The sequence below is a fragment of the Cytobacillus sp. Bva_UNVM-123 genome, assembly GCF_046351715.2.
Classification (GTDB): domain Bacteria; phylum Bacillota; class Bacilli; order Bacillales; family Cytobacillaceae; genus Cytobacillus.
This window is the reverse complement of the sequence record NZ_CM177772.1, coordinates 685874-699305: the sequence shown is the minus strand read 5'-3', so window position 1 is coordinate 699305 and position 13432 is coordinate 685874. Positions and strand designations below refer to the sequence as shown.

Genomic DNA, 13432 nt, shown 5'->3' with positions numbered 1-13432 from the left:
ATTAGGAGGAAAACAAGATGGCAAAAGTTATGGAACAGAATGATCCAAGTTCTGAAAAAAAAGAGCTAATACCCTATTGGATCAAAGTTGTAACCGTATTCTTTTTAGGGTGGATCGCATTATATGCAACTCGTGCAATTCTTAACCCAGTAATGGATAATATCCAAGCAGAATTTAGCTTATCTGGTGCACAACTCGGTTTAATCAGTAGTATCTTCTTCATTGGTTATGCAGGGATGAACGTACCTTCTGGAATGCTGGGAGATAAGATCGGTAAGAAAAAGGTACTTGTACCAGGTGTCATTATGTTTGGTATTATGGCAGCAGTTACAGGTATGATGCCATCATTCGCACTATTCATGATTGCTTGGCTATTAGTAGGTATTTTCCAAGGGTTCTATTATGGACCACAATATGGACTTTCAACTGAAGCCATTCCTAAGAAACATATTACTGTAGGTAGTGCGATTATTAACAATGGTATGGCATTTGGTTTATCTTTAGGCTACTTCATTTCTAGCTACACAGTTGATACACTTGGAATGAGCTGGAGAGCTCCATTCTACATTATTGCTATCCCAGTTGTTCTTATCGGTTTAGCAATGTGGTGGGTTATTAAAGAAAATCCAAAAGCAAAAGCTCAAACTGGTTCAGAAAAGGCTGCTCCTGCCGAAAAGCTTAAAATGAAAGACTTATTTACCAAAAATTTAATTTTTGCTTACATTACCATTTTCTGTGCAATTTACGCTTTCTTCGTAGTTGTTACATGGATTCCTTACTATTTGCAGCATGCACGTGGAATCGAGGGAACAGAAGTTGCAGTCGTATCTTCACTTGTTCCATGGGCTGCTATTCCTGCTTCTATTCTATTCAGCTGGATCGCTGACAGAATGGGTAAACGTCGTCCTGTATTACTAGTTATGCTTCCACTTTCAATTATCGCAATCGTTTCAATCGTTGCATTTGATAGTATGTGGGTTCTATATGCAGCATTAATCGGTTACGGTATTTTCGGTAAAATTAGTACAAACCCAGTTCTTGTTGCAGTTGTAGCAGATAACGCTCCTAAACACGCATTAGGTACAGCGTTCGGTCTTTATAACTTCATCGGTATGTGTGGTTCTATCTTAGCACCATATATTACTGGCTGGTTAGTAGACATAACTGGATCATTAAACGCTGGATTCTATTTTGCTGGAGCACTTCTTGTAATTGGTACAATTTCTGTCTTATTCATTAAAGAAGGCAACCAAAAGAATGTAGCTGCTTAAGGTAAACGAAGTACGAATAAAGATGATAGAAGTCAAATCCCGAGTCTTATGTAAATTGATTCGGGATTTGTTTTTTATAATAATGTCGTCATATTCGTTAGCTCATCCGAACTTATGGCAATTTGTTCAGCAGCTTTATTTATATCTTCGAATATTTGATTGAAATCACTAATCTCATCATCAATTTTAATATTTTGCTGTTTGACTTGACTCATCGATTGTAAGATATGATCAAAGAATTCATTTGTTTTATGTGATTCCTCTGTTCCTGTTTTAATTCCTTCAGACGCCCCTAGTATAGAGGATGACATATTCGTCGTTGTAAAGGAAATATCATGAATCAGCTGTGATACTTCTGCTACCGAACTTTTTGTACTTTCTGCAAGCTTCCTCACTTCCTCAGCTACAACAGCGAAACCTTTTCCATGCTCCCCAGAACGAGCAGCTTCAATCGCTGCATTTAATGCGAGCAAATTCGTCTGTTCAGCTATGGACGTGACAAGCACAACCATTTGTTCAATCTTCCTCGTATTGTCGACCAACTGTCCCATATCCCTTGAAATATTCTTCACCTTTTGTTCTGTTTCATTCATGATCATTTCAAGCTTTTTTAAGCGTTCAATTCCTTCTTCTGATTTTTTTTCTGTACTTATGGCAATTTCAGACCCTTTTTGAGTGACTGCCTTTATTTGATTCGATTTCCCAGTCATTTGAAGAATAGCAGAGCTTGTTTCCTCGCTTATCGCAGCTAAGTCTGCTGCATTTTGATTAACTTTAAGCATGATTTGATTTTTAACTTCTTCTGCTTCTTTTCTAATTCGCGCATTTTCTAATTCATAAGCTTCAAGAACCATTTGCTGTTCAAGGCTGACTATTTTTGTTATCGCTAGTATTGCATGTTTATAGTCATTCGTGTTATCAGTATGTTGTTCAACGATATTGAATATTAACTGCAGCAACCCCTGAAATGCACACATATACCACTTTGGCTCAAGCCCGACCTTCACATGCACATGAGCAATCATATAGCGCTGTTTAATATAATCTTCATCCACCTGTCCACTGAACATTTCATAGATATGAGTACGGAGCGTCTTTTTAAGCCTCTCAAATGTACTGTTCTGGTGTATGATGTCTAGTAAAGACTGTTCTTTTTCAAGATTTTGATAGAACTGCTCAACTATTTCAGTTAAATGTTGCTCAATGACTGGTTGAAATGTTCGAATCATACACAAATCATCAAGTGTGAGGTTCATCATTTCAATTTGTTTTAATACATCAGAACCTTTGTTTACCTTAATAAAAACTTCTTTTTTTACTGTTGCAGATGTTATTACGAACGAACTTCCCCTTTTTTTCCCTTTTGAAAAAAGTCCCAAATTATTATCCCCAATCCACAAAATTTGCATTGAAAATGCATAGCTTTCTTCAAATCCGTTCGGCGAATGCCCTAGCTTTTCAGCAAACTATCAAAATCCCCTTTTTTACTTTATATCACTTGTAAAGATAACATAAAATTTGTCATTTTTAAACAAAAAAAGGAGCGCTTCCCAAAAGGAAGGCTCCTAGATTTTCGAGAAATATCCATTGGATTATTTCATGCTGCTTGTAATGTTTTGGATTTAACTAGATAAGTTCGATATAAGACAAATGCTACTGCCGATAAAATCATCCCAGAAATATATGGAAGTCCAATTTGCATGGAGAACAGCCATCCCCCTAAAGGCGGACCAATTATTCTGCCAAGCGAGTCAAAGGAAGAAAGCAATCCTGTTGAGCTTCCATGTCCAGTTGTAGATGTTTTCGTAATTAATGCGGAAACAGTTGGGCGAATGACTCCATTGCCAATCCCAAATATCGTTAAATAAATAGCAGAGGTAACGAAACTATCAGCAAGCAAAATGAGCCCAAAGCCAATAGCTGAAACAATAATTCCTCCTTGTATGACTGTGCCCTCTCCAAATTTTTTCGTTAATTTCCCAATTAAACCACCTTGAACGATCGCACTTGCCAGTCCCATTATCATAAAAATATATCCTAATTGAACAGTGCCTAAGCCAGCTTTCTTCGCAGCAAAGTAAGCAAATGTTGCTTCCAGACCAGCTAATGATACGGAAATAAACAGCTGCAATGTGAATAACATGGACACAGCCCCAGTAAATTGTTTGAGCATGGATGTTTTATGTTGAGTATGTCCCTGTCTGCTTTCAAGTGATAATGATTCTTTTACAATAAACAGGACGAGAAAGAAGGTAATGAATGCTGACACACCTGCTATATAAAAAGGCAATGTTAAGCTTGTTTTTGAGAATACACCACCAATGGCAGGACCAAAAATAAAGCCCATGCCTGTTGCAGCTCCAATAATCCCCATTCCTTTTGCACGATTTTCTGGTGTCGTAATATCTGCGACATATGCCATGATCGTGGGCATATTTGCTGAAGATAAAAACCCGCCAATGATTCTGGCAGCGAATAGCATCCATAGCTGATTAGAAATGCCCATTAAAAGGAATGAAACACCTAATCCTCCAATTCCAATCATAATGACTGGCTTCCGTCCAATGCGATCTGAAACTCTCCCCCACATTGGTGCAAAGATAAGCTGCATTAAGGAATAAACCGCCATTAACAGACCAAGCTCTGTCGGATTTGCTCCTATTTCCTCAGCATAAAAAGGCATCACCGGAATAATAATTCCAAAGCCTACCATTACTAGGAACATAACTAAGAATAATATAGGTAACGCCCGTTTTGTTTCCAAATAAATCGATCCCCTTAGTAAAAAAATTCAGTTATATATTTATATTACTCATTTAAGAGTCCGTTTACAAAATATTAAAGTCTTTTTAAAGGTTTAATACAAAAATAATCACTTACCTTTAAGGGGGGGTGATTCATTCAGCATTTTTTCAACCAAAAAAGTCCCAAGTGAGTCATCTTCACCTGGGACTTGAATAGATAAACTTCAGCAATTTTGTTTTGGATGAGAACTTTTTATCATACCCATTTTAATTAATATCGATATTGATAAAGTTCCTCAGCAATATGACGGAGCTTCACATTGTTTACATCCTCTAACTGCTCAACCATTTGCATTGGAATCGCACCTATTCCTGAATAAGCACCACATAGTCCACCAACCATCGCACCGATCGTATCACAATCCCCGCCAAGGTTTGCAGCTAGCAAGGCTCCTTTTATAGGATCTCCCTTCGCATAGTAGGCAAGGGCAATTGCGGTAGGAACCGCTTCTGTTGTAGCAACACCCGCTCCAATGATGTTATACAGTTTATCCATTAATTTTTCTTCTTCTTCCCCATTGCGAATCCATTCTAGAGCAAGCTTAAGCCGCTCCTTTGATGAGGCACCGAAATAGTCATTTCCACGCTCAAACCCAATATCATAAGCCTCAAAGGCTTTATTTAGAATCAATTCCCAATCATCGGTATCAATGGCCGTTGAAATTGCGGCTGCTAGCATCGCTGCTCCTGCAATCGCAATATTTGTATTATGTGTACCTAAGCTTGCCTCTTCTACATTATCAACTAGTGCTTGAAGATTCTCCGACTTACTAATCATTCCGATTGGGGCTATTCTCATGGCTGCACCATTTGTATCGCCCATTCCGCCTGCTTCTTCAACTGGAATGCCCTGTTGGATGCTTCTTAGTGCCTTTTCGGAGCTTGGTCCTAAATATTTTTTATTAAATGCGTCATGTTCCTCTGCCCACTCTAGGATTGCATTAGCGATAGGTGTAGCTTTCACGACTCCATGATTAGCAATGATAGATTGACAGATTTTAATCGCTTGAGAAGTGTCATCTGTAAACTCCCCAGCTCTAAACCCCTTCACGATAAAATGGTCGTCTGGTCCAGGGAGAAATTCTGTGATTCGCTGAAAACGTTGCTTTACCTTTCTTCTTGACCATAGTTCTGATGGCATTCCCATCGCATCTCCTAAGGCAACACCAACTAAACTACCAACAACCTTGTGTAATGACATGTATGTGCAACTCCTTCTACTTTTTCTCTTTAAGCTGTCTTAAATGATTCCATACCCTAATATTCGTATATAAAGCAGCATGCCAATTATAGCTATACTAGAGGTTAAAAATAAATAATCGATGTTTTGTAGCTTCAAGGTTTTCATGGCTGTCCGTTTTTTCGTGGCCCCATAGCCACGATTCAGCATTGAAATTGCAAGCTTTTCAGACATTCGGATAGAGTCAACGAAAAGGGGAATCATCACTGGGATAAAGGTAGTTATTTGCCTTAGAAATCCACCTTCTGCAAGCTTAGCCCCCCTCGCCCTCTGTGCATCATAAACTTGGTTAACCTTTTTCTGCATCGTTGGGATAAATCGAATACCTGTAACGACGATAAACGTGATCGGCTGAGGAAGCCTCATGACATTCAATAACTGGATAAAATCTTCCAATGGTGTTGAAGCCGTAAACAAAGATGTCAAAATAACCATTGTGTAGATTCTAAAAACCAATGTTAGCCCGAAGAAAAGCCCACCATATAAGAAAGGAAGACGTTCATCAAACCAGCCATAAAAAAGAACTTGTTGTCCTAGCTCACTACTAAACTTACTCGCCGGATAAGTAAAGCCGGAAATCGTAAGCATCACGATGAAAATGGGCAGCAACGGCTTCAATAACTTCCACAATTGCTTAAATGGGATTTTCATATAGACATAAATAAACGTAATGACGATCGCAAAGCTAGCGTTAAAAAGCGGATGATTAAAAATAAATGAGATAATCGTCAGCAGCAGGAACGCTAAGGCTTTTACTCTTACATCAAGTCTGTGAATAAAACTATTACTCTGAATAAATTCAAGCAAGTGAATGCCCCCTATCCAGAAGCTTTTCTACCATTGTCGGGACCGTCATATCGCTATCGCTTAAATGCAGCTTTTCTGCTAATTGAACGAGCTGGGTAGGAGTTATTTTTGCTTGTTTCAGGATTTCTTGGTCATTGAATGTCTCACTCGGCTGACAATCCTTTAGTAATTGCCCCTTTCCCATAATAAATATCCGCTTGGCATAGTCTGTCACTAACGACATATTGTGGGTAATGATGATGATGGTATGACCTCTTTCATGCAAACGATTTATTAATTGGAGCATATCCTGTGTTCCTTGCCAATCTTGACCAGTTGTCGGCTCATCAATGATTAGTATCTCAGGTTCAAGAATAAGCACTGAAGCAACAGCCAATCGCTGTCGTAAACCTTTACTAAGAGAGAGAGGATGCTTGGTCGCGTATTCATTCAGTCCAACAAATTCAAGTACTTCATGAGCAAGCTTTCTTTGTTTTTCTTCACTCACTTCTCTAATTTTCAACCCCCATGTTACTTCTTCATAAACGGTCGGCGAGAAGATTTGATGATCGGGATTTTGGAAAACATATCCGATGCTTTGAGCAAGCTCTGAAGTCGATCTGTTAGAGATATCCTCTCCTCTAAACAAAATCCTCCCATCAGTTGGCGATAATAGCCGATTAAAATGCTTACAAAAGGTAGATTTTCCTGCACCATTTTGACCGATAATGGCGATATAATCTCCTTGATAGATCGTTGTATTTATTCCTTTCAATGCTTCTTGTCCATTTGGGTATACATGTTTTAAGTTTTCTACTTGAAGGATAGGTTCTGAGGTGTTGTGACAATGGTTTTCTTTTTCCAGACACGTTGTCGAGGTTGCGGCTGAGTATGCTAGTGGCTGGCTTTTTAATAATTCATATAGCTCTTCGACAGTTCTCGGCGATTTTTCGCCTAGTTTAATTCCCTTTTTCTTTAATTCCCAATAAACCTTTGAAACTTCTGGAGGACGCAAATTGAACAATTGAACTAACTTTTCTTCTGCGAACAATTGCTGTGGGTCACCATCCCATATGATCGATCCCTCTTTAAGAACGATCACATGATCTGCATGAGCAAGAATTCTCTCTGATTCATGCTCTGCCATCACAACGGTCATCCCACGTTGTTTTTGTAAGATTTTTACAATTTGAAAAATGGCATCTTTCCCCTCAGGATCTAGCTCAGATGTTGGTTCATCTAACACGATAATATCAGGGCCAATCGCTAGAATCCCTGCAACAGCAAGCCGCTGCTTCTCACCGCCGGATAAAAATTCTGTGGAACGCTCTTCGTAGCCTGATAGCCCAACTTTAAACAAGCAATCTTCGATTCTCTCATTAATTTCCTCGACGGAAACTCCTAAATTACTAGGTCCAAAAGCTACATCCTCTCCGACCGTCAACCCGAAGATTTGCGTTTCAGGCTCCTGCATAACTAAGCCAATTTTTTGAATAAGCTGCTGAATATGGGTTTCATCTGTGTAGTCTTCACCGATTTTTACGGAGCCTTCCCACTCACCTTCCATAAATTGTGGAATAAGCCCATTTAAGGTTAATAGTAGAGTTGTTTTACCCGCTCCTGCAGACCCCATCACAACTGTAAAATACCCTTTAGGAATAGAAAGATTAATATTTGTAAGAGTCAGTTTATCAGCTTTTTCATAGGTGTAGTTCAAGTTCTTAATTTGAATGGCCGCTTCTGTAACCAATACACTCACTCCTTCCTTAGTTCACCAATGACAAAGCTTGGGGTTTGAATCTCATCTCTTAGTTCATTTATATTTTTTGAAGGAACAGAGACTAACACACAAGTTGAGGGTCCAGCAGACTGCTCGGGATCGATTCCGTCATAATTAATAGGAGAATAGATTAATGCACTGCTTTCAGCTAATTGCTGTGCTTCATGCAAAACCCCTTTTGAACCTACCGGCAAAATATCGTGAACATAAGGCAATGTTCGAATCTTCAATAATTCCTTTAATGAAATAATTTCTGGATCATCAATGCGAATCTCATATTTAGGGCCGCTCTTTGGGATGCCTATACATACAAGTTGATCTCCGGGTAAAGAGGTGCCAGCAAAAAAACTATTTTTATCTACTAAGCCTAATACACTAACGCCAATCCCTGTTTGAATGGTAGGGACATTATCTTCGGTGCTTCCAGTTACTTGAATATCTTCCGTCATTCCAGCTTCGCGAACATACTCTTTAATAGCTGCAATGACCTTCCGACCAGCGTCCTCCATTTCAAAAGATAAACAATTAATAATTAGAAATGGGGAAGCACCGCTTGCAATAACTTCAAAAAGTGGAACTCGTGTCGCAAAATGGGCAATTGTTTCCTCACTTACTTTTACGACATCCTGCGGCTTATTCCCAATTCCACCATCCGAATCACAAGCTATGACGATAGACTGTTTATCATTGATTGCCATGATGGTTAAATCCCGAACTTTTTTCAGCTGTTTGACGGGATCATGAATGTATGAGACCATTTCAGCGAACTCCTTCTAAATTAAATAATATTACTCTTTTTCACAATCTTATAAGCAAGTGCTGCAACGATCACATTGACAGCAGATCCAACGAGAAGTGGGAGAACCATTGCGACAAACATCCCTGTCCCTCCAATTGGAATAAGAAGCGCTGCTGAAACAACTCCATTACAAATAATCGCAACAATGACTCCAACCCAAAGATTTACTTTCGTTGCAACAAACCAAAAGATGATCGTCCATAACACCATTTGAAAAGCGACATATATGTGTAGTGGCAAGCCTAACGGAAATCCAGTCGTTGCTGCGGTAAACAAATGTCCAAGCCCTCCAACGATGGCACCATCAATCGGACCAAATGCAACCGCACTGAAGAATCCTGCAGATGCATCTAGAGCAACAGTCCCAGTAGGCGAAGGAATCTTAATAAAGGCACCGACAGCACTTAAAGCAATCAAAATAGCAATTCGAGCTACTCTCTTTGGTGTCCAAAACCCTTTCTTAATTTTGACAGACTCTTTTCGATCCAACTCAGCCATAAAACTACCTCCAATAATTTATTAATACTTTAGTTCATTCGTAAAGATAAATTTATCTCCTCTGAGAATGGTTTCAACATATTCAAAGGGAAAATCAAGTTCTTTCACAAAACTAACTCTTGAAACATGGAAGCAGGAGGATTCTGGGAGGCAATTCAAATAGGGCGCAATTGTGCGCGGCATCTCTATTGCTTGAATATTTTCTACGCCGTGGGACATGGTGAAATTGTATTTTTCTGAAATTAAATCATACAATGACGGATCATTTAGATCTTCATCTAATAAATCCTTAAAGATGTGGAAAGGCAAGTATGAATTTAGAAAAGCAATAGGCTCCTCATCTACAAACCGAACTCGTTTAATTAGGAGCGCTTTCATATCACTAGTAAATAGAAGTTTATTGCTGATTTCGTCATTTGGCGCGACTACTTCCACACTTATTAATTGGGCATTCGTCGATTTTCCCATAAGTGCGATCTCTCCAGAAAAGCTTTGGATCGTCCTAAGCCGACCTTTTAATCGTAGGGTTTTCACAAATGTACCAGCCCCTGACTGTCTTTCAAGGAACCCCTCTCTTACTAACTCATCAATGGCTTGTCTCACTGTCATACGACTAACATCAAAAACTTCACAAAGCTCACTTTCAGTTGGTAAAGCTTCATTTTCCTTGACAAGCCCTTTTTCGATGATGTGCCTAATGGAGCTCCTTATTTTTAAATATTTTGGCACCTTTGATTCCTCATTATAATTCGCACGAAGTACTTCTTTAAGTTCTCTCTGTGGCATCACATCCATCCTCCAATATATCTATATGTCTAGACATATCTTAATATTTTGGGAATGTTCTGTCAATAATTATTTTAATTGGTCGTTTTGTGTAAAACCTTAACATATAGCAGGTTTAAATGCCCGTTTTCAATGTTCCATTGAATAAAAAAAACCTCAGACGATCTTGCCCAAGGTATCTTTCTTAAAATATTGATTATGAACTCCCTGACGATGACGAAGCAGCTACTGCTCCCGCCGTTGCCGCCGCAGCTGTAGCTTGTTGAGCTTGAATCATTGCTTGGATTGCAGCTGTTAATCCTGGGGAGGCATCAATAAATTCCTGTGAAACGAATACGGCTGCAGCTGCAATGGCCATATCTTTATACCATTTTAGTGCTTTCTGTTCTCTAAGCTCAAGCCCATAAGCGATCGCTTCTTTAATTTTTCCTGAGAGAGCGATTACGCCAAGGGAAGGATAGTGCATCTGTTTTACCTTAAGTCCACTTCTGCTTAGCTCATCCTTTGCGAAGATGACTTCACTCACGAGACCTTTGTTAAATCCTACGTCCATTACGAGCATATTGGCAAGAAATTGCAGATCATTTCCCTTATAAAAACCATTCTGATTAAGCGTGACATAATATTGTTCTGACGCTGCTATTAATTCCTCTACATTCCCTTCCTGCTTCGCGATGATAGTAGCTGCAGGATAATCATCATAGGAGGTTAAAAAACGGTGATACTTCTTCATTTCATCATGAGCTGCTTTAATGCGCCCGATCTCCATGCTCTCTTCCATTAAAAAGGCAGCAATAAAAGTAAAGTTTGAGCTCCTTAATCCTGATGTGCGAAGCAATTCATAATTACGATGCAGACGGGCAATCTCGTCATCTGGCATTCTTTCACTTGTCAATATGAGCCCAGTCATTGGAAAATGAATGCTTCTTAAGGGCGAGAAGAAAGAGGCACTTTTTTTCAAGGAGTCTGAAACTTTAAGAAAGGCACTTCCATCGATTTGCTTTCCTTTCGCTGTAAATTGCGCCGCTGTCATAATGACAAGTCTTCTGTCCATCCAATTTCCGACTGCACGTCGAAGTATTTCTACATTCTCCTCAAATAATGCCGTCTTCACACTCACCACTCCGTTCTATTAGATTATGTATCTTTATATACGAAAGTATAATATAAAAGGTTTCTACTAGTCCCGAAATCAAACGAAATTTTTCCTAGTATTTTCTCTGTTTATTAGGAATATCCTCCTAAAAATCTGAGACCTCTATCTTCCGCAACACTTTTTCATTCATAACTTTCTTAAATTTGTTATATATTGGTTGCAAGGATCACAGGCTATTTGATAAGTTTAAATTGAATCATTTTTAGTCAGAGGTGTCAGTTTCAATGAAAAAAAACTTGTTTTTGCAATGGAAGAATTATTCCTCCCACCCATATACTTTGATCATGCTTGTTTTATTTATAAAAATCTTTGCATTTCAAATGGTTATTTTCGATAATAAATCAATCTCACATATTCTTTTTATTGAATTTCCTATGTGGGCACTCCTTTTAACCATTACCATCTTTCTATGCAAAAAAAGGACTTGGCTCGCTATTTGGGTGTTCAATTTATGCTTATCTGCCCTATTTATTGTCATTATTTTTTATACACGTTACTTCTCGACAGTTCCATCTTATTATGATGTGAAACAAATTTATCAATCAAACTCAGTTGGTGGGACGGTTGCCCTACTTGGAACTCCGTATGACTTTTTATTTTTCTTAGATGTTGTCCTGATTCTCCCGTTCATTTGGATTTTTTCAAAAGGGCATGGGCATTCCTTTGCCCACGCAAAAATATGGATGATTCGATTTAGTATTTTCGGATTGGCTACAACGGTTCTTGCGTTTTTCTATCCTTTAGTCGATGTTTCTTACTTCGCGAAAAAGCATGGCTATATTCAGTCCCAATTCGTGCAAGTATTTGAACGCGGATTTGGAACAGCCTTTGCCCAAAATGAATATTTAACAGATGAAGAATTAGCAAAGCTAAAAGGAAATACCTATGTTCCCTTTACTGAACATTCCACATTCGGGTTAGCAAAAAATCGTCATGTTTTTACAATTCAAGTAGAATCATTGCAGGAGTTTGTGATTAACCAAACAGTGAATGGACAAGAAATTACGCCGAACTTGAATGCTCTTTTAAAGGACAGTGCTTATTTTAATAATATTTACCAGCAAATTGGAGCAGGGAACACATCAGATGCAGAGTGGCTCATGCATACATCCCTTTATCCAGAAGGAATGGATCCGACCGTTAATGTCATTGACGGCAACGAGCTCCCTTCCCTCGTTCGTACGTTGCAAAAACATGGATATGGAACAGCGACCTATCATGCGGATGACATAACGTATTGGAGCAGAGATAAATTATACCCTGCACTCGGGTTTGACTATATGTATACGAGCGAAGAAATTCCGAAGGAAAAAGAAATTGGATTTGGACCAGCTGATGAAGTGTTATTTGATTTTGTAGATTCTCAACTGCCGAAGCAGCTAGCAGCGCATGATTTGATGTACTCAAATATCATTACGCTTACTAGTCATACGCCTTTTGAAATGCCCGCAGAATTTGAATATCTTCATTTGCCTGAAGACTATGAAGGCACTTACGTTGGCAATTACCTTCAGTCTGTCAGATATACGGATGAACAAATTGGAGTATTTATTGATTCTTTGAAAAGACTAGGGATTTACGAGGATTCGATTATCTTAATATATGGAGACCATTCAGGATTACATGGCGCGCCAGTAACCGAAAAGGATGAAAAGATTTTAAAGGAAATATTAGGCCATAAATACAATTTACACGACCGTTTTGTCGTACCTGTTTTGTTTACGGCACCAGGCATTTTTACTGGCGAATCCTATTCCCGCCTCGGCGGCCAAATCGATCTGATGCCAACTTTATTAAACTTGCTAGGAATCGAGCATAACGCACAAATGATCGGCCACAATCTTTTTCAATATAAGAAGAACTTACTCGGCATGCGCTATTACTTGCCAGGTGGATCCTTTATTAGCAATAAAACACTTTATACATCTCCTAGCGCCAAAGACCCTGCACATTTATATAACCGAAAAACAATGAAGAAAACGAAAAACACAAAAGGCATGAAAACCAAAATTGACAACACACTCCTAATTATGCAGCACTCGGATTATGTGCGGAGGGAACTGGGGAAATAACTAATTCAAATACGAAATATAGAAAAAACTAGTCACATTAAACTTTTTTGTCTAAAAACAATGATTGTTTTTTATACCTCGAATTTGTAAGGTCGATTTTCGCATTGTCATGATGAGAATCGACCTTATTGAATGGATTAAAGACGATTCTTCTACTACCTTACCTAGAATCGACATTATTGAGGCGCATTAAAGGCGATTCTTCTACTACCTTACCTAGAATATACCTTAATACTACGG

General features: G+C 38.7%; 11 protein-coding genes. 2 read left to right on the top strand and 9 right to left on the bottom strand.

Going from position 1 to position 13432, the window contains the following annotated elements:
- Window positions 1-17: 17 nt before the first annotated feature.
- Window positions 18-1271, top strand: coding sequence for an MFS transporter (locus tag KDN24_RS03460; RefSeq protein WP_409975300.1), 1254 nt, complete (start codon window positions 18-20; stop codon window positions 1269-1271).
- 74 nt (window positions 1272-1345) lie between these two features.
- Here the strand turns inward: KDN24_RS03460 and KDN24_RS26340 are convergent, their stop codons facing one another.
- The 9 genes from KDN24_RS26340 to KDN24_RS03410 form a co-directional block, all read right to left on the bottom strand.
- The gene (locus KDN24_RS26340) at window positions 1346-2650 is read right to left on the bottom strand and encodes a protoglobin domain-containing protein (protein WP_525931271.1); all 1305 of its coding nucleotides are present in this window, start codon (window positions 2648-2650) and stop codon (window positions 1346-1348) included.
- 218 nt (window positions 2651-2868) lie between these two features.
- Window positions 2869-4035 (bottom strand): MFS transporter, encoded by a 1167-nt coding sequence (locus KDN24_RS03445; RefSeq protein ID WP_409975299.1) that lies wholly within the window; start codon window positions 4033-4035, stop codon window positions 2869-2871.
- A gap of 251 nt (window positions 4036-4286) precedes the next feature.
- Complete coding sequence (locus KDN24_RS03440) at window positions 4287-5276, bottom strand: ADP-ribosylglycohydrolase family protein (RefSeq protein WP_409975298.1); 990 nt, start codon at window positions 5274-5276, stop codon at window positions 4287-4289.
- A 39-nt stretch (window positions 5277-5315) separates the two neighbouring features.
- Window positions 5316-6122 carry an energy-coupling factor transporter transmembrane component T family protein gene (locus tag KDN24_RS03435; protein WP_409975297.1) on the bottom strand — a complete coding sequence of 269 codons (807 nt, stop codon included), beginning with the start codon at window positions 6120-6122 and terminating at the stop codon, window positions 5316-5318.
- Entirely contained in the window at window positions 6115-7851 is a 1737-nt protein-coding gene (locus KDN24_RS03430; RefSeq protein ID WP_409975296.1) for an ABC transporter ATP-binding protein, read from the bottom strand. The genes KDN24_RS03435 and KDN24_RS03430 overlap by 8 nt, the downstream gene beginning before the upstream one ends.
- Window positions 7852-7856: 5 nt before the next feature.
- Window positions 7857-8639, bottom strand: a complete 783-nt coding sequence (locus KDN24_RS03425) for an AIR synthase related protein (protein ID WP_409975295.1) — start codon at window positions 8637-8639, stop codon at window positions 7857-7859.
- Window positions 8640-8659: 20 nt separating this feature from the next.
- A complete protein-coding gene (locus KDN24_RS03420; protein ID WP_409975294.1) occupies window positions 8660-9178 on the bottom strand; it encodes an ECF transporter S component in 519 nt (172 codons plus the stop codon).
- Window positions 9179-9199: 21 nt separating this feature from the next.
- Window positions 9200-9964, bottom strand: a complete 765-nt coding sequence (locus KDN24_RS03415; protein WP_409975293.1) for a GntR family transcriptional regulator — start codon at window positions 9962-9964, stop codon at window positions 9200-9202.
- 196 nt (window positions 9965-10160) lie between these two features.
- Window positions 10161-11078 carry a DUF4003 family protein gene (locus KDN24_RS03410; protein WP_409975292.1) on the bottom strand — a complete coding sequence of 306 codons (918 nt, stop codon included), beginning with the start codon at window positions 11076-11078 and terminating at the stop codon, window positions 10161-10163.
- Between the two features lie 266 nt (window positions 11079-11344).
- Between KDN24_RS03410 and KDN24_RS03405 the strand changes: the two genes are divergently transcribed.
- Window positions 11345-13192, top strand: coding sequence for an LTA synthase family protein (locus KDN24_RS03405; protein ID WP_409975291.1), 1848 nt, complete (start codon window positions 11345-11347; stop codon window positions 13190-13192).
- The last annotated feature ends 240 nt before the right edge of the window (window positions 13193-13432 follow it).

Excerpts from the sequence above, each read along its gene's own strand:
- KDN24_RS03415 (WP_409975293.1), bottom strand. The coding sequence starts at position 9,964 with ATGCCACAGAGAGAACTTAAAGAAGTACTTCGTGCGAATTATAATGAG.
- KDN24_RS03405 (WP_409975291.1), top strand. The coding sequence starts at position 11,345 with ATGAAAAAAAACTTGTTTTTGCAATGGAAGAATTATTCCTCCCACCCA.
- KDN24_RS03440 (WP_409975298.1), bottom strand. The coding sequence starts at position 5,276 with ATGTCATTACACAAGGTTGTTGGTAGTTTAGTTGGTGTTGCCTTAGGA.
- KDN24_RS03420 (WP_409975294.1), bottom strand. The coding sequence starts at position 9,178 with ATGGCTGAGTTGGATCGAAAAGAGTCTGTCAAAATTAAGAAAGGGTTT.
- KDN24_RS03460 (WP_409975300.1), top strand. The coding sequence starts at position 18 with ATGGCAAAAGTTATGGAACAGAATGATCCAAGTTCTGAAAAAAAAGAG.
- KDN24_RS03425 (WP_409975295.1), bottom strand. The coding sequence starts at position 8,639 with ATGGTCTCATACATTCATGATCCCGTCAAACAGCTGAAAAAAGTTCGG.